Raw genomic sequence first — 24,138 nt, 5'->3', positions numbered from 1 at the left:
GATTTGACTTAGAAAGCACGCATTTACAGGAACTAGATCGTCTCGAAAAGCTATTTTTTGTTTGTGCTTTGGCATTAGCATGGTCATTCAAATTGGGTATATGGCAAAATAGTCTTAAGCCACTGAAGCTTAAAAAGCATGGCCGAAAACCGAAAAGTTTATTTCGTCTAGGGCTTGATTACTTACACAGGGTACTAGTAGAAGGAAGTGTTAACCTGGCAGTATTTCGGCACTCCCTGAAAGTTTTGTCCTGTACATAGCTATGCAGTTCAACATCAGAAAATTATAAGGCAGTTTGGTCGCTTTCCTCATCGAAATAGAACATTGGGACGTATCTCCACTCCAGAAGAAACAATATACTTAGAGGAGAAAGGTACAAATTTTGGACAATAATTCTATAGAATTCTCAGTTACACCTATATTGGATAAATATCAATGACATCTAATGTTAAGTTAATAAAATAGTGATTTTTAAGATGATATATACCAACTAAAGTGTGGTTAGCATAGAAATTAAGCAGTTGTATACATTTAAACTAGTGGTAAGGAGATAAAGCATAATTATGATATATATCAGGCTAGCTGTTTATGTCAGTTAAAAGCCAGCAACTGAATAGTATAGTGAGTAGAATAAATTGCATTTGGTTGCTTTGCTTGCTAATTGTTTATGCTGGGTTAATAAGTGCTAAAGAAAGGAAAAGTCACGTTGTTGTTTATTCTGTTACGAGTTTTAGCAATGAGGTAAGTAAAGCGTTTAGAAAAGCTACAGGAATTAAAGCACATATATATAGAATGAATGGTAGTGGAGCAACGTTAGCAAGATTAGAAGGTGAGCGTGATCAACCGAAGGGCGATGTCTGGATAGGCGGGAGCATTGGTGCACATGCACAAGCTGCGTATGAAGGGTTGATTCAGCCTTATCGTCCAACTAATTTTGATGAACTTGATCCAACATTTCGTAATCCACTTGGTAATAACAGCGTAACAGGGCTTTATACTGGAGTGCTAGGATTTATTGTCAATAATGATATTTTAAAAGCAAATAATCTTCCTGTGCCTCATAGTTGGCAGTCATTAGTAGAAAGTAAGTACCATGGTCTTATAGGCATGAAAAGCCCCATGGTCTCAGGAACAGCCTACACGACAGTAGCGACACTTGTTCAAATGATGGGAGAAGAAGCTGCATTTAATTATCTAGATAAACTTCATAATAATCTTGCAGGATATTTAAATTCGCACTCACGACTCACTTCTCAAGGACGCTTAGCAATCACAATAACATTTCTACATGAATGGGTTGAAGAAAAAAATAGATTTCCTGAAAAAAATATAGATATTATTGTACCTGAGGAAGGAACAGGACATGAAATAGGTGGGCTTAGCTTAATCAAAAATGGACCGAATCCAGCAGCAGCCAAAAAACTAATAGACTTTATTCTCTCTGAGAAAGGACAAAGGCTGTTTATTCAGTCAAACTACCAAAATCCTGTCCTGGTAAAAATGCAGAGATTATCGAGAGCACCAAAAGTTAATAGAAGTCAGTTAATTGATTATGATTTCACCTGGGCAGGACAAAATCGGCATAGGCTGATTGAGCTTTATAAAAAAAGAGTATTAAAAAACTGAGTTATTCACTTTATATTCATAAGTTTTGTAAATATGTTGCGTCGATTATTTAATAACTTAAGTATAAAAAATAAGCTTACTTTTACCTACTTGGTAATTAGTATAGTACCATTTGTTACTATTTCATTTTTAATGTTGAGCTATTTTACAAAAAATCTAGAGCAACAAGCATTAAATCAACTATCTTCTTTGAGGGATATCAAGAAATCAAACTTGGATGAATACTTTAAGCAAGTTCATGACCAAATACAATATCTTGTAGGTAATGTAGATAGTAAGTTCGCTAATACAAGTAATACTTATATACTGAAGTACCTATCAAGCTTTAAAGAAGATATAAAACCTTTAGCAAAAACGGATAAGGGTGCTTTGACAATTCTACAAAAATTATTTGTGGTAGGAACAGAAGCTGAAAAAACCAATATAAATGCTAACAGGGATTACTATGATTATAGTCATGAAGAGATACATCCTTTTTTAAAAAAAATTATTGATCAGTTTAGCTTTGATAACTTATACCTGGTTACCAATAACGGAGATATTGTTTACTCTGTTATTAAAGAAAAAAGCTTTGGTCAAAATTTAGTGAACGGAGATTATGCTAACACGGGACTAGGAAAAGCGTTCAAGGTTGCTGAACAGGCAGCAAGCAAAAATGATATAAATAATATAATATTCACAAGTTTTGATAAAATTGATTATAAAATATCGTCATTTATATCTGTTCCGCTTTATGAATATGGTAAATTTCAGGGCGTAATTATTTTTCAGATACCTTTTGCAAAAATTGATAAAGTTATGTCAACTAGAGCTGGATTAGGCAGTACTGGCGAAACTTATCTTGTTGGTTCCGATCATTTCATGCGATCAAATGGTTACAGAGCTCCTGATAGATATTCAATTGAAGCTACATTTAAAAAAACAAGTACTTCTTCAATATCAACACTGGCTGTCAATGAAGCACTTGATGGCAAAGCTAATATCTTAGTGACAACATCCTATCTGGGTGATGAAGTATTGAGTGCTTATACTCCGATTACAGTGTTTAACGAACGCTGGGCACTTATTGCTGAAGTCACAACGCAAGAAGCATTTGCAACGATTACAGAATTACAAAAACTAGCTATTATAATCGCAATTATCGTAATTGGATTGATTATATTAATTGGGTATTTGACTGCGAGTACAATTGCGAGACCTATTCTTGCTCTGACAAATATCGCAGAAAAAATTGCAGGTGGGAATTTATCTCAAGCTATCAATATCCAGAGGAATGATGAAATTGGCAGGTTGGCGAATAGTTTTGGTACTATGCGAAAAGCTATCGCTGATAAAATACATAAAATTGAGCAGCAAAATATCGATCTGAAAAAGCTTGATGAGTTTAAAAATGACTTGCTTGCCAATACAACCCATGAGCTAAAAACACCTTTAAATGGTATTATTGGTCTAGCGGAATCACTAGTGGGTCGTGTTCCTGATCGCTATACCAAAACTTTAACTAACATCATTAATAGTGGTAGGAGACTATCGAATTTAGTAAATGATATCCTCGATGCGGCTAAACTCAAACAAAAGCAAATTAGATTAAAAAAACAATCACTGAATCTTCGCCAAATTGTTGACTTAGATATTTCTATTTCTGCTTCGTTAATCAATAAGAAACCAGTCGTATTGGTAAATTTAGTACCCAATGATATTTGTGTGCATGCAGATCAATATCGCTTACAGCAAATATTTCAAAATCTAATTGGTAATGCGATTAAATTTACTGATGTAGGAGAGATTCAGATTCTTGCTAAAGTTAAAGAAAATAATGTAGAAGTGATAGTCAGTGACTCTGGAATTGGCATTAATTCAGAAGATCAAGCACGTATTTTTGATGCATTTAAACAAACAGATTCAGGTGCTAATCGTAGTTATGGTGGTACTGGTTTAGGTTTGTCTATAACCAAACAGCTTGTAGAGCTTCATGGTGGAAGTATTAAAGTAGAATCTATACTTTCAAAAGGTACACGCTTTATTTTTACTCTTCCTGTCAGTGATGAGTTACCATCAGTAGATAATGAGTTGTTACAATATTCTGCATCTGCCCTAGAGGCACCTGTTGAGTTTAGTGACATGCTAGAAGCACCACAAATAACAGAAGGTCAAGTTAAAGATTTTGTAATTTTAGCAGTGGATGATGAACCTATTAATTTAGATATTATTTTAAATCACTTAAATGAGAGTAACATCAAAGTTATTGCTGCCTATTCTGGTGAAGATGCTTTAAATTATATTAACAAAAATAAACCAGACCTTATTTTATTAGATATTATGATGCCTGAAATGGATGGCTATGAAGTTTGTAAAATATTACGTGAAGAGTTTACAAGCTATGATTTACCGATTGTCTTTTTGACGGCCCGTAATCAGTTGAGGGATTTAGTGCATGGCTTTAATGTAGGTGGTAATGACTACTTAACTAAACCATTCTTTAAAGATGAGCTATTGGCTAGGGTTAAAATTCAGTTAGAGTTACTCATTCATCGTAAGCGTATGAGTCAGCTGCATCAATTTTCAAATAATATTTGTGAGTTTAAATCTCATGAAGAAATGATTTTAGCAACTTATGAGTTACTGGCTAATGATCCCTTAATAAATGCTGCAGCTACATTTTTTGAAGGAAAAACAATCAGTCATAGCGAATCAGCTGATAAACTACTTACTAGTTACCCTTCATTCCTGGAAAAAGATACCGAATTGATTGAGACTCATAATAAATTAGTAGCAATGTTTGTGAAAATATCTAGTTACTATACATTGGCAGCATCTTTTCCAAAATCTTCGTCAGAGGAGTGGGTACGTAACATAGTGCTACAGACCCAGAGAAGCGTTGAGCAAATACGCCGAATAAGCGCAAACCCAGACAATGCGCTTATTCAAAGTTATATTACGCCAATATTGCAAAGTATTCTCTTTATCAAGGTTGAAAAAAACTACTGTATTGTTGTTAAGTTAGTTAATGATGGTATTAAGGAAGAAATTATCCGTATTCCACTTAAGAAAATTTTATTTTATATTGAAAGTGAATACTTATTTCAGGTTCACCGTTCCTATGTGGTTAACCCTTGTAGAGTACAGTCAGTAAGTAGCAGCCAGTTGATCATCTATCTGGAATATGACCAGCAAGTGCCATTGGCAAAAAAGTATTTATCTGAACTTAAGAAGCACTATCCTGAAAAATTTAAAGGTGCTCTGGTTGTCTAGTAGCATATGGTAAGAAAACACTTAGCCCCCTTAGTTAGCAAGTAACTAAGAGGGCACATGAAAGGCAGATTCAACTATTTTATAGTACTTAGTTGAGTCATTTAAAACTCATTATTACTCCAATCGCCTTTGGTTCCAATGTTAGTTGGACCGCCTTGATTCTCTTTATAAAATTTAGAGAATAACGCTGCACCAATTGAAGCTGCAGGAGATCCACCTATGAAAGGTCCAAAGAAGTCTCTTGCTACTTTTTCAGCCTGTTCAATAGTCATATGAACATCTTTGACAGGTCCCCATCTAAACTCCATTTCAGCCCAATTAGTAGGTGTATAGTTTACAATATGGTATTTACCATCTTCATATGTATTAAAGCGGTTACCTTTGGCGGTATAGTTTTTAAGGTCTACATCTAGGTGTCCAACACAGTTGCCGAAGATTTCCTGGATACACTTGTGTAGTACTCTATGATCATTATCACTTTGCGAAGCATAGCTGGCATGGCCATTTTTTGAAGAATAAATAACGACATGGCTACCATCCCACTCAAGTTGATTTGGTGCTCTTTGTTCACCATAGCTATGCTGAGATAGGTATACGGAGGTTAGCGACTTATTGCTATTATCAAAACGAAGTGTTACGTGCTCCCAATCACCAGTATGTTCGCCAAATGGTTTTAATTCACCAGTATGGTTATAGATTTCTCCAAATCTCACTTTGGCAGTGCCTGGTCCATTGTATGCGTAAAAGTACCAGAATTGAATGTCGGTATAACCTGGTATGGTATCTTTGATGTGCACAATGGCTTTAGCGGCATTTAAGTCTCCGGGTCTTGATGCATCGCCATTAGCCGGCTCTAACCAGATGTTATCTTTAACATTGCTATTAATGTTACCTGCTGCTTTTATGTAGTCATAGTTGGCTTTAAAGGTATCAGTTGAAGTCTTTATTTTATTACCTTTAGAGTTAACCAGATATGCTTGATTGATGTATCTAAAAGGAGAGTCCAGCTTATACCTTTCATCTGGGTGCAGGTATAAAATGGGTCCATGTTTTTTAATCAAATTTGTTACTTCAGCCTGTGATAATTTTGCTGCTAATATTGAAGCCTTTTTAAGTACGTAAAATAATGGACTGCTGCCAGGTGCAGAGTGACTATTATTACCTACAAATGAATTAACACTGATGCCATTTGCATCATTAGCCACAATTTTCCAGGAGCCAAAGTCATCATCTGCCCCCGTATCACTATCATCCCAAATCCAACCACCTAGCTTACCTGAAACGACAAGATCACTTTTAACACAGCGTACTTCATCTAGAGAAGGCTGACCATGGTGTCGACTAACAACGGTACCTAAGCATTTGTAGCCATTGGGTGGATTTGGTTGCCAAAAAGAGCCGTCCCAATCTGCCCCTGAACCTGAGTCTTTCCATATTCTAGAATAGCTGACGGGTCTCTCTAATAATCCTGGCTTCAACGCTTTAACGACAACAGATGCTTCAGTAGGATGACCATATCCGCCATGTCCATAATGACCTAACCGGTAATAACCAGCCGGTGGTTTAGGGCTGTAATAACTGCCATCATGATCCCCCCCAGAGCCTTTGTCCCACCATACTAAATCATATTCGTTAACGTACTTTATTTCTAAGGAGTTAGCTGTTGGGTCATTATTAGCGTAACCTGTGGCTGCTGCACTAATACAGGCGACAAGAGCAGTAAACGTAAGTATTTTGTTCATAAAATTTATCCCTATTTTATGAGGTCCGATAATTAAACTGAAAATGAAGCTTACTTTAGAAAAACGTTATTACCGCTTTTCGATATGTTTACCACTCTATCCTGCGGACTAGGGTAAATCTAATAGTTTGGGATTAAGTCATTGGTTTTGGGATAAAACAAAAGCTTGCTGGGATAACGAATGAGTCTACTGGGATAAGACTGGCAGGGTATCGTTATCACAGTCAGCAAATTATCTCGACTCAAATGGTCCAAACAATGCAGTTACTTTCCGTTCAATTGTTGAATCATCTAATAGAATAACTTGGTATTTTGTTCCTGCTTCATAGACTCTAACAACAATATGTCCTTGGGTTGAACTGTAAGCTTTGCTTACTTTAGAACCAATGACATTCTTCGTTGCGGCTAATAAGTTGTTTGCAAAAATATAACGCTTTCCAGGATACAGTGATGTTGATGAGATACGGCTTAATACTTCATCGCTGGGGTGATCAGATGACCAGTTTTGCTGAATCCAGACTTTAGGACGAATAGTCCGAACAAAGAAGGTACTTTGAGAGTCACTATTACCATGATGATTTAGTGTGGCAACATCGACAGGACCAATAACCGGAGCTACTTTAGCTTCTTCACTGGAAAAGTCGGGGGAACCATAGTCATCATTACCTGAAATATCACCTCCAGTATAATAGTCAAACTGCCCATAACTTATACGAATGCCTATACTTAGATTGTTTTCTCCTGGTATTTTTTCATCATCAAACAGTGAAAATGTTGTATTGTTCCATCCTGTCCATGCCTTTCCATTACCATGAATATTAGCAATTGAGAATTCAGGGTATTTATTAGGGTGATTTTTCAGCTTGATTTGCTGTTTTGAGCCGACATCAATACTTTGTATCTGCATACCTTGTTTCTTATGACAAGCAATAAAATGCCAATAAGCTTCCATAGTTTTAATAAAAGATTGATCATCAAGGTCTTGAGAAGAATACATTTTGTTCTTATAGGCTTCAGATAGCATAGGTTCTGGTAATGAATAACCAGGATAGGCTCTATCAATCAAAGTTACTATGGGTATAGACTCAGCAATTTCTGTTATACCTGTAATCTGAAAGTCACCAAGCTTAGACTGCTTAGAGGTTTCATCAACTTCACCCATATGATCTTCGTGAAAATGTGTGATCAAAGCATAATCTAAGTTGGCTGTCTCCTTATTTGGATGAAACTGACGTATGTAGTCAATAATCCACTCTCCGGCTGTCTTTGAATCATCTGGTACAAGCTTTGCGTTTCTTGCTGTTAAGGTTCGAGGTCGAGACTCTGAAATATCCCCTGCATCAATTAATAATGTCGTACTGTCAGGAAAAACAATAAACGCTGCATCGCCACGCCCTGTATTAATATGATGAATATCTAAATAACCTGATTGCCATTTTGGTAAATCTTTACCTACTAAGTTTGAATTTACGGTTTTAGCTATTATGGCTGGTGAAAGAATAGCCAGAATGCTACTGATAATATAAAGAAAATTACGTGCACAAGTCATTTCAAAATACTTCTTATCCCTAGCAAGGGCTCTGTTATCCCAAATAGGTTATTATGGGGGGAAATAATATTATTTCTCCCATTTTTTTGTGTATTAATTATTTCTTATTCAAAAAAGACTAAAATAAAACTAAAGATTAATTTGGTAAACAGAGGTAGTACCGCTTACTTCATTACCAACGGCAAGAAAATGTTGCCCATTGCGCTGGAAGTATTCTATTGATTCTGGACCAAGATCTCCGGCTTTAGGGTTATAAATACCGTTATCGCATTCACCATCATCAACTTTTGTACAAACACTTTCTTGGTAGTTACGATTATTAACATAAGTAATAAATTTGGCCATTGCAGGGTTAGAAATATTGTAAATCATGATGCCTCCTTGCCGTTCTAAACCAATAAATGCGTAGTGGCGACCATTAATATAAGCGACTTCAATAGCCTCTGGTTCGACACCTTTGTCATCACTACGGTCATCGCCGCTATCGTTGTTGTCATTAGTGCTATTAAAGTGTTGTTTTTCGCTGGTCAGAACAATTTTTGCAAAGTCATCTCCACTATCATAAACAAGCTGACCATGTTCATCCCAAATGGAAAAAGAACGAGCACCAAATAATTCTATTGGTTTGCTTGCAGGAATTTTTTTATTGGGTTTAACAAGCTTGAGTCGGCCGAGTTTTTTCTTATCTTTAAGTGCTTTGGCTAAAGGGTGGTCTTTCGCGATATTCAGTTCTTTGCCACGTATTTCATCAGAGTGAGCAATACAAAAACCTTCTTTAGTGGTGTAATCATCTGTGCCATTGAAATCCTCACTATCCCAGGAATAGCCTAATTGATCACATACGTGTTGAGTGGTGGTAAAACCATACTCTCGTCCATCACCTTCATTGGCTGTTACAATGTATGTTTTGCCATTAACCGTATAACTGGCAATACTGTCAGGCATATATAGGCTTTCAAGCTGTGGGTAATATTTAAGATGGCCAGCGACATTATCTTTATTAGATGCATCTAACCCATAGGATGCCCATGATTTACGACCCAAACCTAAAATAGCATCGATCTGAGCTGATTCTACATCAATTTTAGCCAGTGCATTATTTTCTTGTAATGAAACAAAAAGCTTTCCGTTATCAGTAAATGTTAAATACTCTGGTTCAAGGTCTTGAGCAACAGAAGCATTGGGGCCAGAAATACGAACAGTGTTTGGTAGCTCATGATTACGAGAGTTAGCTTTATTAAATGCTTTAAAGTTAATTTGTTTTATTTCCGCATTCAGTGGTCCATGGATTAAATCGACTAGCGTAATACTCCCTTCTGGATCTACTTGATAGTTTGAGCTTGGTTCCCCTTCATTGGCTGTAGCAATATAGCGACCATCTTTTGAAAAACTGACCATATCAGGCAGTGCACCAGCAGGAAATGTATTAATCAATGCTAGAGTATCTGAGCGATATAAACGTATAATGCCATGTGCCTGTTTATTTGCATTTTCAATAGCAACAGCAATCAGCCCTTGATGCGTTGCAACGCTATTTGCAGCACCAATTTTAATGCCAGCATGCTTACCTGCTAATTGTAGATTTATCGCGCCTGTAGAATAAGGCTTGCCTTGATCATTTAAGCTTATGATATCTACTTGCTTGGCCTGGGCATTGACTACATAAAGCTTGTCTGTACAACTATCATAGCTGACAATCTCTGCTGCTGAGGTGGCAAAATCAGCATCAGCGATTGATGTTCCTATTAACGTTAAACCACTAACAGGTGCTTTGCTTTGTGCTGAAAGTAGAGATGCAAAACAGTCAATTTCTAGTTTTTTAATGGGGTGTGAGTCATTTGAAGCGCATGAACTAATATATGTAGTTGTTAAACATATTGCTAGTATGGACTGTAGTTGTGTTTTCACAAAAGCGGTTTCCTTGTAACGAAGGTGATAAAAGAATAATACTATTTTGTAATTAAATTGTTACATGTTGACGATATTTTGTTGGTGTTATTTTCTTTTTGACTTGCTTGCTTTGATCAAGTAATTAGTTGTAATCATTTTTGTTGCTTTAATTCATTTACAATAACTATGTAAATGGTAAAAAAGTAATGATTTCCATTTTAGCTTAATGAGACTGTAAATGTATTTGTGCTATTACAGTAAAAGTAGCTACATAGGTGTTGAATGAATAAACTATAAAATAATATACATCTTGATACTCTTTATATCTTGTTTGTAAATGTGCCTATAATGTAGTTTAGTTATAGATACGATAATATAATTTGCGTCTGCAAAATTAGTATTAAATTTATTTTTATAATAAGAATAATAACTACAGCCTTTGAATTATAGCTCATCGTTTACAAAGGAACCTTTTAAATGAGGATTAAAGCTGCATCGTATATTCCTGTTGCAATAAGTGTGTTGTTAGTGACAATGACGCATGCGGATGACTTTAATAAGCTTGATCAAGCAGTTCCTGCTAATAATATTATAAACACTCAAGAGCCTGTTTTTGACTTTGATACCGATGGCTGCCTTCCTGCAGCAGGTATAAGTCGTGATGGACGAAAAAACCCAGGTTTAAAAAATTCGGGTGGGCTTGCAGAAGGTTGTAATGACAATAATTTTCTAAATACTTCGAATACACTTCATCGATATGCTTGCACATCTTCAAGCAAGGATCAATTTTGTGGTCATTTTTACGCATTATATTTTGAAAAAGATCAAGTGGCCGCGTGGATAGATGTTTTTGGTCATCGTCATGATTGGGAGCATGTCGCTATTTGGACGACCAACGGTAAAATCACCCATGCAAGTTACAGCGCACATGGGAAATTATATACAAAGCCAGCTTCAAACGTACCTTTTGAAGGGGCTCATGTGAAGTTTGTTTATCATAAAGATGGTATTTCTACACATGCAATGCGTTTTGCAAAGTCGAATGAAATTGCTGAAAACCCTTATGGTCAATTTGTGACACCCACTATAGTGAGTTGGTACGAATTAGTGGGGGATGGTATTGCTAATCGAGAAATGCGCAATAAATTAAATAGCTTTGATTATGGAAAAGCGACCATTCCTTTAAAAGATAGTAACTTCAGAACAAGGTTAAATGATAATCGACCTGATGGGTATCCACTTTTCTCAGAACAGGATATTGAAGCGTCTAATCCAAATCATAAAGGATAATCTTTTAATATGTTGATAATCTAATATTTGCGCCAGCCTTTTAGCTAACCCCTCCCCAACCCTCCACTTGTAAGGGGAGGGGGCAGGTCGTGCAAGTTGTAGGTAACTTTTGTTGAAGGTGAGCATAATCAGTTCCTCCCCTTTTCAAAAGGGGAGATTAGGAAGGGGTTAAAAAGCTAGCGGGCAAATAAGATGCTTGCAGTATAAAACCACAAACCCCACCCCAACCCTCCCCTTACCAAGGAGAGGGAGGAGATCGTGCAAGCATAAGGCATCTTTGGTTCCAGGTAAGCACAATTAGTTCCTCCCCTTTTCAAAGGGGGAGGTTAGGAGGGGGTTAAAAAGCTAGCAGACTTATTTTATTCGCTGCTGATACTGATTTATAAGCAGTTGTATTTGGTCCAGCGTGGCTTCGGCTAAACCCGGCTGTCTGATACACTCACTAAGGCTGCCGTAATGCATTTCTAGACATTCTAGTAATAGTTGTCGAATAGCACTTTGATCAGCTTTAAAGGGTAACTTACTTTGTTCGTAACATTGTTCTAAATGCTGTTCTTTTTTAATAAAAAATTCTTTGACTTGTTGTATATCCCACTCGCCACGCCGAATTGCTTTTAATTGTTCTTTATGAAGGGTTAAATCCATATCCTGTTCGATAAGAAGTTGTTCTACTTCTAAAAGTAAGCGGACAACATGATAGGCGAATTTAACATCGTAACCATATTGTTCAACCATTTTGGCGCGTTTGCCTTCAGGTTGTTTAGTTTTCATTTTATGCATTTGTGCATAAGCGTAACCTTTAAATTTTGCCCAACACCCTTTGTGTAAAAACAGTTTGCGCTGTTCCCGAACTCGTTCACCCACGGCTGTACTATGTAAAATACAGTTTCTTGGAACATACAAGCTATCCACTATATTTGGGTTGTTATCCATAAGTAAGCGGAAATATTTAGCAATAGAATAGATGGTCAGATCGTATTCTCGACCACGTCCACCTAATGCCGATGAATCATAAATATGGTGTTGCTGATACTGTTGAAACTTTGGTTGTGCTAGGTCAAAGCCTGGAATTTCGCCGCGTAAATGAGGAAATATGTCTGATTTAGGTGGGATCGCAAATCCATATACATCCATATCGGAACTATCATTTGAAACACCATAGGCCATGGAGCCCATGATGACCTCGTAATGTACTGCGTCACTTAAAAATGGAGGAATACCCGGCAGCAGGTTTTTTTTCATTAGTTGCTGGGTTGTACTGCTCATAAGCTAACTCTTCGCTATGGGTAAATTATGTACTGCGTGTAAATACGGCCATTTGTGTTGGATGGCCGTAGTTTTTGTCATTGGTGCCAATGCCTTCGAGTGTTACTTGATAATCATAGTTATCCACAATGCACTGACACCATGTTGTGAATTCTGTTCGTGTCCACTCAAAGCGATGATCACTATGTCTTCGTTGGTTTTCAGATAAACCAAATACTACATTATATTCCTGGTTAGGAGTGGTGATGATGATCAGTTTGGGTTGTGCAATGTTAAAGACATTTTCAATAAATGCTTCGAGTCGGTCTTCATCCATATGCTCAATCATTTCTATACAGCAAATGGCCTCAAATGAAGTCCAACGGGAATCACTGTAGAATGCAGAGCCATGCCAAAGCTGTATACGATGCTGTTGTCTTTCGGACCAATGTTCTAGGCGAAGTCGGCTACTGGCACGATCTAAAGCTTGGGATGAAACATCAACACCAACGATAGATTTAAATTGCGCATGGCTTGCCAGTAACTTCATTAATTTACCTTCGCCACAACCTAAATCAAGAATGGATTGGACCTGATGGGCAAGTAAGGTATCAATTACTTTTTGCTGTCGTTGTTGATTTAGTGTCAGTGGTTTTTCAAGTTCGGCTTCAGCTTGATCGGCTTTTTCCTCTGCATCAATTTGTTCTGGTGCCAATGCAGCCAAAGCAATTTGAGCATAGTGCTTTTTATGCTTTAAATAACGTAATGATATAAATTCTTTAGCGGGATGTTGCGCTAACCAATCACCCCCGCGTAATAATAATTTTTCAATTTCGTCGGCACTTACCCAGTAGTGTTTGTCGTTATCAAGCACAGGCATTAAAACATATAAATGAGAAAGTAAATCGACTAAACGACAGTTGTTTTTTAATGTGACCTGATAATAATGACTATGACCCCATTCTGAAAATTGATTATCGAGGGCAATAGGATCTGCAGAAATTTCATAACCAAGTGGAGAAAACAGCTTTTCTAAAACAGGTTGTCCTCCTCGACAGGGTAATACCGGGATATGAACTGTTAATGGAAGTTTGCAGTCCACTAGTGCTTCACGCTCTTTACTGCGACCTCCCATGGCAGAACGAAAGGCTCTTGCCAAGGCCACACTCATAAAAGAATTAGCTGTATAGGGCCGATCATTTAAATAGTGAGTAAGTTGTTTGGATGACATTGGTCCACGAAAGGTCCGGACTAAGCCAATTGCATCCACCTCAAGTAAAAGAGCGACCTGGCACTGGTCCTCATCATACTGAGGATAGAAGACATGCGCAGTACTGTGACTCAATGAAAAACTGTGGATACGATCTGGATTTTTATGTAGCAGGTAACTCAAGTCCGTCGCTTTAATATTGTTTTCAGGATCACTTTGTAAGGATAAGGTTAATAACATTGTAAACACTCCAACAGGCTTATAAACGTGGGTCAACTGGTTCTGCAGACAGTGCAATTACACCTAAAATACATTCATGCACACGCCGTAAAGGCTCTTGACCCACAAAGCGCTGTAAGGCTGCTAGTCCTAATGAAAACTCTTTAATTGCAAGACGACGTTTTTTACCTAATCCTCGTTTCTTTAAGCGAACCAGATTTTCAGGGGCATCATAGTTGGGACCGTAAATTAAACGCAGATACTCTTTGCCACGTACTTTTAATGCAGGTTGAGCCAAGCCCACATTGGTGTGGCAGACAAAGTCCATGGGCTTGATCACAATGCCTTCTGATCCCTTTTCGAGTAGGCTTTGCCACCACTGGGTGACTTCCTGGCACTCATGTTCTTCTACAGGATGAATAATGCGATAATCAGTCGCTTGAATAAGGCCTTTACTGGCTTTAGCCAGATCACTGATATGCGCCATATGCCATTGGTGATTTTTATCGGTATGCATTGCACCTTCACTGGCCATAATATGAAAAGGCGCTAGTTTTAGCTGATTCACTTCAGTTACTGACCAGCAATATTGTTGATAAGCTTGTCTAAAGCCACTGATATGCTGATGGTGTGTTGCAATGCGTTGGTTTAAGCCATTTAAATCAACACCCCTTAATGCTGCTTGTTCAAGAAGCTGATAGGCGACAGGTAAAACATTATTTCCTGCACAACCTACAGCGGCATATTGCTGGCGGATTAATTCTGATGCTTTAAATGACCAGGGCATCAGTTCGCAATCAAGGGTCAACCAGTCAGTCTTGAGTGTATCCCACAGGCCTGCCTTTGTGACGGCTTGTTGAACCTCAAGTAAAAATGCTTGCTCTAAAGTGTCATCATTAAAAAATCGTCGTCCTGTGCGTGTATAACAACAACCAATAGCTTCACTTTGAATACCAAATACCCGACGAGAGACATCGGGTGTTTTACAAATTTGCACAATCGCACGCGATCCCATGTGCTTTTCCTGGCAAATCACAGTTTCCACTTCCATCTGTTGGAAATAATCCAACGCTTGTTGTGGATCCTCTAATAAGTCAGCTTCTTCACTCGCATGTGCTGGTGACATGGTAGGGGGCAGGTAGTTTATCCACTTCGGGTTAACGGTAAAGCGGCTAAGGGTTTCCAGCGCGGCAGCCGCGTACTGCTCTTCAATACAAATTTTGTTACGCAGAGGGGTGGTAATAAAACGCTTACCCTGTACATCACTGATGTTCAGTACATCATCATGACGATGTTGCAGGGAGCGTGTATCTTGCTCTTCAAATAAAGGGCGAGAAGGTTCGTAATAAACCTGTGACGCTGGAACACTGACAAGCTCTCGTTCCGGATAACGAAGCGCTGTTAGCTTGCCACCAAAAACACATCCGGTATCAATACAGATTGTATTATTGAAGAACTCAGGCTCAATAGTGGGGGTGTGTCCATAGACGACAAGTGCTTTACCCCGGTAGTCATTTGCCCACTCATAACGAACAGGTAACCCATATTCATCGGTCTCTCCAGTGGTTTCACCATAGAGAGCAAAAGCGCGTACAGTCCCAGAGGCTCGGCCTTGATAGTGTTCTTTCATGCCTGCGTGAGCAGTAACTAAACGACCATTGTCCAGAACGTAGTGGCTTATTAAGCCATCTAAAAAGCTGGAAACCTGTTGTATAAATGCTTCTGGCTCGCTTTCTAATTGGGCCAGTGTTTGCTCTAAGCCATGATTTACTTTTACTTGCCGGCCTTCCAGCTTACGCTTGAGCTTGTCATCATGGTTACCACTTACACACAGCGCATGTCCTTGGTGAATCATTGACATGACTAAGCGCAAAACCTCAGGGTTTTTCGGGCCACGATCAACAAGATCTCCGACAAAAATAGCTTTGCGTTGAGCGGGGGGAGTAATTGAATAAGGATAAGCAGAATCCGCAGTATTTTGATCTACATGATATCCCAGCTTTGTTAAGAGCGTGACTAACTCATCAAAGCAACCGTGGATATCACCAATAATGTCAAAGGGACCTGTCTCGTTTCTTTTATTGGTCCACAGCGGAATGCGTTTGAAACTAACCTGATTGATCTCTTCTTCGCTTTTTAAAATATGGACCTGTGAAAAACCTTCTCGTTTGAGTTGGCGCATTGAACGCTTCAACTGACGGGCTTGATTACGAATGACATGAGGACCAAAATCACGGTCTGGACGTGTTTTGTTGCGTTCTAGACAAGTGGATTCAGCAATATCCAAAACAATAGCCTGGGCTAAACAATGCTGTTTGCGAGCGACTCGAAGTAAAGAACGTCGTGCTGATTCTTGAACGTTTGTAGCATCGACTACCGTCAGCAGTCCACGACGTAATCTATGCTCTGCAATGAGGTGAAGTACATCAAAGGCATCTGCCGAGGCATCTTGTGCATTTTCGTCATCAGAGACGAGGCCTCGGCAAACATCTGAGGATAATATTTCTGTCGATAAAAAATGTTTGCGAGCAAAGGTGCTTTTTCCTGCACCTGAAGTACCTACCAGTAAAATTAATGCAACTTCAGGTATTTGTATTTCTTTTTCTGTCATTATTGTGGTCATTAGCGAATTATCATTTATTAAACATCTTGAGCACGGCCTAACCCACTCTGTGAACGTTAGGTGCTATTACTAACTGTGTAAAAGTATTGTCGCCAGTTAAAAGTGTAAGCACGATTCAGCTAATTCTATGCCATGTTTATAACTTATTGATATTGAATGAGTTATTGGTTTAGAGGCCTCTTTGGAATAAACATGATTCTATCTGAATAAATAGAATAATAACTATTTAGATAGTCTAATCAAAGTGTCTTAGGTCAAACTAAATTTTATGGTTCTCTGTATCATAGCGTGTTTTTATTTAGCGATAACCTCTTTGGAAAACTACATGCAGTTAGATCAGTACGTTTATACGTTTGGCCAGTATCTACGCCAGCGTTTTAATGAGAAGGTTCATAAACTGTCAATTCATGCTGGATTTACCTGCCCAAATCGTGATGGAACCCTGGGCATTGGTGGTTGCACATTTTGTAATAATGCTTCATTTAATAGTGAAGTAAAGACAAATAAAAATATAAGCGAGCAGTTAAGCTCTGCAAAAGAAAATGTGCGAGCTAAAAAATATTTAGCCTATTTTCAAGCTTATACGAATACCTATGCTGAAGTGACAGCTCTGCGACAAATGTACGAAGAGGCATTACAGAGCAACAACATTGTTGGTTTATGTGTTGGGACACGTCCTGATTGTCTTCCTGAAAGTGTTTTGTCATTACTTTCAAGTTATCAACAACAAGGTTATGAAGTTTGGTTAGAGCTTGGCTTGCAAACTGCAAATGACGTTACCTTGCAGCGTATTAACCGAGGACATAATTTTGCAGCCTATGTTGATGCCGTTAAACGAATACAACAGTATGAGCTTAATATTTGTACGCATTTGATTGTAGGTTTGCCTGGTGAAACTGCTCAAGAAAGCTTTGACACATTGGCAAAAGTAATTGACTTAGGTTGTGAAGGGTTAAAGTTACATCCCTTAATGATTGTTAAGGGGAGTCAAATGGCTAAGCAGTGGAAAAATGGATTGTTATCAATACTGACTGCTGATGAGTATGCAGAGATTGCTGCAGAAATGATTCGCCATACGCCTAAAGAAATAGTTTTTCATCGAGTATCAGCAACGGCAAAATGGCCAACATTATTAGCACCTGAGTGGTGTAATAATCGCTGGCCAGTCATTAATCAAATTGTTAAACATCTTAATGAAAAAGGAGGTCAAGGCAGTGGATTAACTTAATATTATTTCATTTTTGAAAACACAAGTTGGCGAATTAGGTTATGGTCGAATGAGTCGATCGGTTTTATCATTTAATGACCGTATATCATTTTTAATATCTTCTGTGATTTCATTCACCCTGTTTTTTTCAAGCGCAATAAGTTCAGTAATATGTTGTATATTTTGGCTGTTTTGGTCAATTCGCTTGTCAATTGTTCCCCCCCAAACAAATAATGAAATAATAACGGTCACAGTGCTGATTATGTGAGTCATATTGACTGTTTTATCAAGCTGCCAGTGTCCATGCGGTATTGTATGTGGCTGCATGTTGCTCTCCAAATAGTCTTACATTTTTGATTACACCTCAAAACTGTGTACTAAGGGTGTAGCCATTAGTAGAGTAGTGAATAGTAGAAGAGGCTGGTAGGTGAAAAATTTCAATTTTTTTTGTAAGAGAAATGAAAAACGAATACTGTCAGCCAAATTTTGACTGACAGCCTTTATATAAAGTTAGGAGAGGTTAGTGCTTCTTATAGTTCTCGAACAAAATATTGTAAACATGACGTCGTGTAATACCAAATGTTAATGCTAATCTATCAATTGAGTAGCCGTCGCCATGATACTTTTTAATCAGAGCATTGCGTGATCGTATAAAAATGGATTTACGAGGTAGTTCAACGGTTTCCCCTGAAAAATGTTCACAGAGAAGCTTTGCACTTTCATGGCCTATAGCCAGTGAAAGAGGATGATCAGGTCTTGCATCATGGGGAATGTAAACCCTGGCACCGCCTAAGCGTTGTGCTAACGTAAGGGTGGCATCTAACCCTATGATATTGGCAGCGTTTTTTAGAAATCCTGGTAACTCTGTTTCGTATAAAGTTTGTGTGTTCATTTGTTATTCCTAGTAAGATAGTCTTTTGTAAACTCGCAAAGAATGTTTATAAGTTGTTCTGTTTTTCGCTACTCCTTTTCAGCGGAGTGCCAATCATTATTTGCGAGAATGGATTCCTCTAAGGGAAAGAAGTACGCCATCTTTTGAACTCTTCATTGTATAATATTCAATAGGTCATTTTGTTTTTGAAGAGCCCTGCATGGCTTAATAAACTCTTATAGGGAAAAAACATACCTAATACTGCAGGCAAAGGCGTTTTAAGTCACATCTTTGTGTGTTATCACGCGTTATATGTACAAACTAGGTATTACTATTAGGTCAAAATTTTTTATAGTTCAATTCATTTGTATTACTTTAGGTATACTCATTGAGTACTGTTTTATACGTCAATTTAAAACAAGATTATCCCTCCTACGTTTTAAACAATTATTAAAGAGCGTGTTGATAGTTGTTACCGTCTAAAGGTTAAACGTTTGCACTCCTTATCTGGTTAGTATTCATCTTTGAGGGTATAGTCAGGTTTTGGGTATGCTCCATACCCGTAATTTTCTCACCTCCTTGAGCTTCATTGTAAGCCTTCAATTTTACAACTAAAAGTTGTTATAATCAACTGGAAGTTGTTTACTATGATTGTCACAAAATGGACATGTGGTGTAGTATGCGCGCACCCTGATAACTGCTTGGCTGTGGGTATCTCTGGCTATGGGATATTGGGATATATAGTACCGTGACTTAGAAATAACACGGATACAGAAAGAGATCGTACAAGCATGTGTTGAATATTTTTTAGGCAGCATAACTATGGTTGGCGAAAGAGTAAAATTAGCGCGGGAGCATTTTTCCCTGACACAGGATGAGTTAGCTTGTGCTATCAACATCTCTCAGACGGCTATTTATAAGATTGAAGACGGTTTAACGCAAAACCCTCGCTGTCTAGGGAAGCTTGCAGAAGTGTTGAAGGTCTCTCCTGAGTGGCTGCAATTTGGCATCAATCCACCTGGCTGGCTTAAGCATTCGCAGCGAACAACACAGGCGGTAAACACTATAGAGGATGGCTATCCCTTATTGAGCTGGGTCCAGGCGGGAGCATGGCAGCCTATTGATGAGGTTGAACTTTACGAAGCAAAGCGGCTGTGTTGCCCTGTTAAGTGCAGTGCCGATACCTTTGTGCTTAGAGTTCAAGGGATCAGTATGGAACCTATGTTTCATGAAGATGATTTAATTTTTGTTGACCCAAATGTCGAGTGCCGTAGTGGCTCGTTTATCATTGCTCGGTTAGATGACCATAATGAGGCGACGTTTAAACAGCTCATTATTGAAGGTGGACAGCGTTATTTGAAGCCACTGAATCCTGATTGGCCTGAGAAGATTATTCCCTTTAAAGGAGAGTCGTGTTCTGTTGTAGGTACCGTCGTTTTTGCTGGGCGAGTGTTTACTTAAAACTATAAGTTGTTTTTGGTTGTTTCTTATCGACTTTATAAGGCCTCTGTACAGTCATCATAATGCTACCTTAATTGTTTTATTTATGGTTTTATATCCTAATATTTTTTATAGCAATATTAAGAGCCGATTACTCAAATAATAAAAAGATAATTTTTAACTAATAGAAATTTAAAATTAACTAAGTCTAAAAACTATGCCACAAAGATATAACTATTTGCTTTAGTTTTCTTGCCTTCAATTACAACATAAAAATTTCACTCAATTAAATCCTATCTATACTGATACCTGTCGAACAAAAAATCGACGTTATAAAAGTGCAAATTAAAGCTGATTGTGATTATCGAAATAAGTTATTCAGATATATAAGCTTTATAGAGGTGATACTGAAACTCAAAAAACTATTCAAGTAAAATAGGGTTAAGGATTTAATTAAACAGGGAGACAGTTTATGCTTCATATGACATTGAAATGCTATATGCGTTTTATTCTTCCAGTTATTATCACTTTATTTTCTACGTCACTTTACGCTTTTGAGCGAAATGAGCTAGTTCTGCTGAATGCACCTACTGCAACTTCGTTTATAAGGGGTACAGATGAAAGAGTAACCTATCATATTGTTGATGGCTTAGCTATTTATGGTGGTGATATTATCCTTGGTGAACACAAGGATATTCAAAAAAATGGTATTGCTCCGTGGACGGTTAAATCTTGGTCGAGCAGTGAAGATGTTCAGTCTGGCGCACCTTCAACAAATACTAGGCTTCGCTGGCCAAATGGTATTTTATATTATTCGTTTAATAGCAGTTATCCCTCTCAATACCGTCAAAGGGTAAGGGATGCATTAAAGTATGTTGAGGGTATGACTAATGTTAAGTTTGTTGAAGATAGCCGACAGCGAAACAAAGTTGTTGTCGAAAATGGATCAGGTTGTTGGTCTTACGTGGGTATGCTTGGTGGAACGCAAAGACTGTCGCTAAGTACCAATGGTTGTGTAATTCGTGCGATAGTAGGCCATGAATTTATGCATGCTTTAGGGATTTATCACGAGCAATCACGTAAAGATCGAGATAAGTATGTCACCATTCATTGGAATAATATTCAAAGTGGTATGGAAGGTAACTTCCAAAAACAGTCCGATACTGATACGACTGCCACATCATATGATTATTATTCTGTTATGCATTACCATGCTTGGGCATTTGCTAAAAATAGAAACCAGCCAACAATTTCACCTAAAGACCCTAATATACCTTTAGACGATTTAGGTAACTATGACGGCTTAACGAAGAGTGATGCTAAAACAATTAATTGGATGTATCCAAGTGAGACCAACGAAAAACCGAAAATTGAAATGAAAGTCAGTAGTGCAGAAATTAAGAAAAATCAGGTTTATGATTTAGTGGTAGATTTTTACGATGATGGCGGTGTAGAAAAGCTTAAAATTGGAGCACAGTCAGATAATCTTGCTTTGCTACCTGATAGTAATATTTTAATTGAGAAAGGTGATACTCCAAGCCAGCGTTTAATTGTAATGGCACCTGCCAAAGATATGACAGGTGTTGCAAAGGTAACCATTAGAGCTGCTGATGAACAGGGCGAGGAAACTAGTGCTGTTTTCAAATTAACAGTGAAAGATAATGATCCTGGGCCTGATAAAAAATATACAATGATTGTTTCTGCTATAGGTGCTTGCGTAACACTAGAAAAATCTGATGATGGAAAAATATTTCCAGTGAAGCCCGTATACTGTCAGGCAGATAAAAACCAGTTATGGTCTGTTGAAACTAATGGCTTTATACGCTCAAAAGTTGATAAGGAAGTTTGTTTACAAGTATCAGAAGTAAGCCGTGGACAGATTGTTTTTGCTGCAAAATGTGTAGATGATGACAATAACCGTTGGGCAGTAGAAAAAGAATTTATTCGAAATCTTGCAAATAGAGATTTAGTGTTGGATTACTATATTAGCTCCCTGAAATTTGGTTTATGGGATTTTCACGGTGGCAATAATCAAAAATGGTTTTTTGTTAAGAAAGAGCAGCTTTATAGTTTACCGTTGTTGTTACCAAACGTGTTCTAAGATGGGTATCTTACTTTGTAATCTCGATACTGTGTAATGTAGCTGCAATAAGTATTAGTAAGGAAATCTAAACCAGCCTTATATGGCTGGTTTTTTATAAGTTGTTATTGCTACAGTGAAGGGTACAGTCAGCATTTCTGCTTACGACAGTTGTTTTCTGCATCGAGTAGAAGAATAAGCTAAGTTATTAATGATATGTACTCTAATCAAATAGGCTTGAAGTATGGAATCGGTCGTTCAATGGTTAAAGAAAAATAAAATAACGGAAGTTGAGTGTCTTATATCTGATTTTACTGGTATTGCCCGTGGCAAAATTATGCCAGCAGATAAATTCTGTAAAGAAAAAGGAGTCCGACTACCTGAAAGTGTGCTGATCCAAACGGTAACAGGTGATTACCTTGATGAAGAACCGTACTACGATGTCATTGACCCTGCAGAAGTAGATGTAAGGCTGCGGCCCGATGAGACTGCTATCTACCATGTACCATGGGCGCTAGAGCCTACAGCGCAAATTATCCATGATGTTTATGATAAAAAAGGTAATCTTATTGAGCTATCACCGCGTAACTTACTAAAAAAAGTACTTAAACTGTATTCCAGCAAAGGCTGGCAGCCAATCGTTGCGCCAGAGCTGGAGTTTTATTTGACTCAAATGAATGTTAATCCAGATCACCCATTGGAACCTCCTGTTGGTCGCTCGGGTCGTCAGGAAACTGGTAGACAATCCTACAGTATTGATGCAGTGAATGAGTTTGATCCACTGTTTGAAGATATCTATGACTACTGTGAAGCACAACAGTTAGATGTTGATACTCTTATCCACGAAGAGGGGACTGCCCAAATGGAAATAAACTTCCGTCATGGTAGTCCGCTTGAGCTAGCAGATCAGGTTTTTTTATTTAAGCGCACTGTGCGAGAAGTTGCCTTAAAGCACAATATGACAGCGACGTTTATGGCTAAGCCTATATCCGATGAACCTGGTAGTGCTATGCATGTGCATCAAAGTATTCATGAGCAGAAAACGTTACGTAATATCTTCACTGGTGATAATGGGGAAAATACAGATTTTTTTTACGGCTATATTGCAGGCTTACAAAAGTATATGCCTTCAGCAATGCCTTTATTTGCCCCCAATGTAAATTCTTACCGGCGTTTTTTACCAGGGGAGTCCGCGCCTGTGAATGTTGAATGGGGCGTGGATAATCGCACAGTTGCACTCCGTGTTCCTGACTCAGAAGGGGAAAATAAGCGTGTTGAAAACCGTCTACCAGGGGCTGATGCAAACCCTTATCTTGCCATCGCTGGTTCTTTGCTGTGTGGTTACATGGGCATGAGTGAAGGGTTACACCCTACTGCACCTTTTGAGGGTAGTGCATATGACTCAGAAAGTATGCGTTTACCTCTAAGTCTTGAACATGCACTTATGATGCTTGAAGACTGCCAGCCATTATGTGAAATGTTAGGTAAAAAGTTTGTCAGGGCTTATATAGCGGTTAAAGAAGCTGAAAGTGAAAACTTTAAGCGGATTATAAGTTCTTGGGAACGAAAGTACTTACTGATGACAGTTTAAGTATTCGTTTAATGTAACGCGATGCTCGACTTTTATTAGTTTGAAATGACAACCCCTGACCCCAACCTTTGTTTTGCCGAAACAAATTCAAAGGGACAGGGGATGTCAGTAGAAGAGTTTATCATAGCAGTTTATTGCTGGGTTGATGATACCTTTAATGATTTACTTAAAGGCCAGCGATTACGTGAACGAGGGACTATGCCTTCCCTTTCTGATCCTGAAGTGATTGCAATGGAGCTCATCGGGGAGTTTTTTGGGCTAGATGAAGATACACATATCTGGCGGTATTTTCGCGAACATTGGC

The 24,138-nt window shown here is 38.1% G+C and carries 16 protein-coding genes and 2 pseudogenes; 10 read left to right on the top strand and 8 right to left on the bottom strand.

Annotated elements, in window-relative coordinates; all coding sequences use genetic code 11:
* The 4 genes and pseudogenes from F607_RS35155 to F607_RS0115205 all read left to right on the top strand — a co-directional run.
* Positions 1-260: pseudogene (locus F607_RS35155) on the top strand (IS4 family transposase); the annotation flags it as partial.
* A gap of 22 nt (positions 261-282) precedes the next feature.
* The gene (locus tag F607_RS33590) at positions 283-393 is read left to right on the top strand and encodes a DUF924 family protein (protein ID WP_338112631.1); all 111 of its coding nucleotides are present in this window, start codon (positions 283-285) and stop codon (positions 391-393) included.
* A gap of 195 nt (positions 394-588) precedes the next feature.
* Positions 589-1,626 carry an ABC transporter substrate-binding protein gene (locus tag F607_RS0115210; RefSeq protein ID WP_027708772.1) on the top strand — a complete coding sequence of 346 codons (1,038 nt, stop codon included), beginning with the start codon at positions 589-591 and terminating at the stop codon, positions 1,624-1,626.
* Positions 1,627-1,659: 33 nt separating this feature from the next.
* Positions 1,660-4,878 (top strand): ATP-binding protein, encoded by a 3,219-nt coding sequence (locus F607_RS0115205; protein ID WP_027708771.1) that lies wholly within the window; start codon positions 1,660-1,662, stop codon positions 4,876-4,878.
* Between the two features lie 101 nt (positions 4,879-4,979).
* Here the strand turns inward: F607_RS0115205 and F607_RS0115200 are convergent, their stop codons facing one another.
* The 3 genes from F607_RS0115200 to F607_RS0115190 form a co-directional block, all read right to left on the bottom strand.
* The gene (locus F607_RS0115200) at positions 4,980-6,620 is read right to left on the bottom strand and encodes a Vps62-related protein (protein ID WP_027708770.1); all 1,641 of its coding nucleotides are present in this window, start codon (positions 6,618-6,620) and stop codon (positions 4,980-4,982) included.
* Positions 6,621-6,851: 231 nt separating this feature from the next.
* Positions 6,852-8,168 (bottom strand): ComEC/Rec2 family competence protein, encoded by a 1,317-nt coding sequence (locus tag F607_RS0115195; protein WP_038291516.1) that lies wholly within the window; start codon positions 8,166-8,168, stop codon positions 6,852-6,854.
* Positions 8,169-8,297: 129 nt separating this feature from the next.
* Positions 8,298-10,076 (bottom strand): choice-of-anchor I family protein, encoded by a 1,779-nt coding sequence (locus tag F607_RS0115190; RefSeq protein WP_027708768.1) that lies wholly within the window; start codon positions 10,074-10,076, stop codon positions 8,298-8,300.
* 459 nt (positions 10,077-10,535) lie between these two features.
* Here F607_RS0115190 and F607_RS0115185 point away from each other — a divergent pair, with 459 nt between their 5' ends.
* Positions 10,536-11,348 carry an NPP1 family protein gene (locus tag F607_RS0115185; RefSeq protein WP_027708767.1) on the top strand — a complete coding sequence of 271 codons (813 nt, stop codon included), beginning with the start codon at positions 10,536-10,538 and terminating at the stop codon, positions 11,346-11,348.
* Positions 11,349-11,702: 354 nt separating this feature from the next.
* Here F607_RS0115185 and F607_RS29965 read toward each other — a convergent pair whose 3' ends face one another.
* From F607_RS29965 to F607_RS0115170, 3 genes are read right to left on the bottom strand one after another with little or no spacing between them, the layout of a single operon-like run.
* Entirely contained in the window at positions 11,703-12,614 is a 912-nt protein-coding gene (locus F607_RS29965; RefSeq protein ID WP_038291515.1) for a nucleotidyltransferase domain-containing protein, read from the bottom strand.
* Between the two features lie 25 nt (positions 12,615-12,639).
* Positions 12,640-14,043 (bottom strand): 3' terminal RNA ribose 2'-O-methyltransferase Hen1, encoded by a 1,404-nt coding sequence (locus tag F607_RS0115175; RefSeq protein WP_027708766.1) that lies wholly within the window; start codon positions 14,041-14,043, stop codon positions 12,640-12,642.
* 19 nt (positions 14,044-14,062) lie between these two features.
* On the bottom strand, positions 14,063-16,645 hold the full coding sequence (locus F607_RS0115170; RefSeq protein WP_027708765.1) for a polynucleotide kinase-phosphatase: 2,583 nt from the start codon (positions 16,643-16,645) through the stop codon (positions 14,063-14,065).
* Between the two features lie 325 nt (positions 16,646-16,970).
* On the opposite strand from F607_RS0115170, the gene mnmL reads away from it, so the two are divergent.
* The gene (mnmL, locus tag F607_RS0115165; RefSeq protein WP_027708764.1) at positions 16,971-17,873 is read left to right on the top strand and encodes a tRNA modification radical SAM protein MnmL/YtqA; all 903 of its coding nucleotides are present in this window, start codon (positions 16,971-16,973) and stop codon (positions 17,871-17,873) included.
* A gap of 39 nt (positions 17,874-17,912) precedes the next feature.
* On the opposite strand, the gene F607_RS0115160 is transcribed toward mnmL, so the two are convergent.
* Together F607_RS0115160 and F607_RS32925 are read right to left on the bottom strand one after the other, a co-directional pair.
* On the bottom strand, positions 17,913-18,179 hold the full coding sequence (locus F607_RS0115160; RefSeq protein WP_027708763.1) for a hypothetical protein: 267 nt from the start codon (positions 18,177-18,179) through the stop codon (positions 17,913-17,915).
* Between the two features lie 193 nt (positions 18,180-18,372).
* Complete coding sequence (locus F607_RS32925) at positions 18,373-18,744, bottom strand: Mor transcription activator family protein (protein ID WP_051311526.1); 372 nt, start codon at positions 18,742-18,744, stop codon at positions 18,373-18,375.
* A gap of 801 nt (positions 18,745-19,545) precedes the next feature.
* Here F607_RS32925 and F607_RS29955 point away from each other — a divergent pair.
* From F607_RS29955 to F607_RS29945, 4 genes and pseudogenes are all read left to right on the top strand, one after another.
* Positions 19,546-20,184 carry a LexA family protein gene (locus tag F607_RS29955; protein WP_038291512.1) on the top strand — a complete coding sequence of 213 codons (639 nt, stop codon included), beginning with the start codon at positions 19,546-19,548 and terminating at the stop codon, positions 20,182-20,184.
* Between the two features lie 451 nt (positions 20,185-20,635).
* A complete protein-coding gene (locus F607_RS32920) occupies positions 20,636-22,264 on the top strand; it encodes a M12 family metallopeptidase (protein WP_051311525.1) in 1,629 nt (542 codons plus the stop codon).
* Positions 22,265-22,487: 223 nt separating this feature from the next.
* Positions 22,488-23,834 (top strand): glutamine synthetase family protein, encoded by a 1,347-nt coding sequence (locus F607_RS0115140; RefSeq protein WP_027708762.1) that lies wholly within the window; start codon positions 22,488-22,490, stop codon positions 23,832-23,834.
* Between the two features lie 102 nt (positions 23,835-23,936).
* A pseudogene (locus F607_RS29945) lies at positions 23,937-24,138 on the top strand (IS982 family transposase); the annotation flags it as partial.

The organism is Zooshikella ganghwensis DSM 15267, from assembly GCF_000428585.1.
GTDB lineage: Bacteria > Pseudomonadota > Gammaproteobacteria > Pseudomonadales > Zooshikellaceae > Zooshikella > Zooshikella ganghwensis.
This window is presented reverse-complemented; position numbering and strand designations above follow the sequence as displayed.

Coding starts and splice junctions, on each gene's coding strand:
- F607_RS0115210 (WP_027708772.1), top strand. CDS start 589: ATGTCAGTTAAAAGCCAGCAACTGAATAGTATAGTGAGTAGAATAAAT.
- F607_RS0115205 (WP_027708771.1), top strand. CDS start 1,660: ATGTTGCGTCGATTATTTAATAACTTAAGTATAAAAAATAAGCTTACT.
- F607_RS0115200 (WP_027708770.1), bottom strand. CDS start 6,620: ATGAACAAAATACTTACGTTTACTGCTCTTGTCGCCTGTATTAGTGCA.
- F607_RS0115195 (WP_038291516.1), bottom strand. CDS start 8,168: ATGACTTGTGCACGTAATTTTCTTTATATTATCAGTAGCATTCTGGCT.
- F607_RS0115185 (WP_027708767.1), top strand. CDS start 10,536: ATGAGGATTAAAGCTGCATCGTATATTCCTGTTGCAATAAGTGTGTTG.
- F607_RS29965 (WP_038291515.1), bottom strand. CDS start 12,614: ATGAGCAGTACAACCCAGCAACTAATGAAAAAAAACCTGCTGCCGGGT.
- F607_RS0115175 (WP_027708766.1), bottom strand. CDS start 14,043: ATGTTATTAACCTTATCCTTACAAAGTGATCCTGAAAACAATATTAAA.
- F607_RS0115170 (WP_027708765.1), bottom strand. CDS start 16,645: ATGACCACAATAATGACAGAAAAAGAAATACAAATACCTGAAGTTGCA.
- mnmL (WP_027708764.1), top strand. CDS start 16,971: ATGCAGTTAGATCAGTACGTTTATACGTTTGGCCAGTATCTACGCCAG.
- F607_RS0115160 (WP_027708763.1), bottom strand. CDS start 18,179: ATGCAGCCACATACAATACCGCATGGACACTGGCAGCTTGATAAAACA.
- F607_RS32925 (WP_051311526.1), bottom strand. CDS start 18,744: ATGAACACACAAACTTTATACGAAACAGAGTTACCAGGATTTCTAAAA.
- F607_RS29955 (WP_038291512.1), top strand. CDS start 19,546: ATGGTTGGCGAAAGAGTAAAATTAGCGCGGGAGCATTTTTCCCTGACA.
- F607_RS32920 (WP_051311525.1), top strand. CDS start 20,636: ATGCTTCATATGACATTGAAATGCTATATGCGTTTTATTCTTCCAGTT.
- F607_RS0115140 (WP_027708762.1), top strand. CDS start 22,488: ATGGAATCGGTCGTTCAATGGTTAAAGAAAAATAAAATAACGGAAGTT.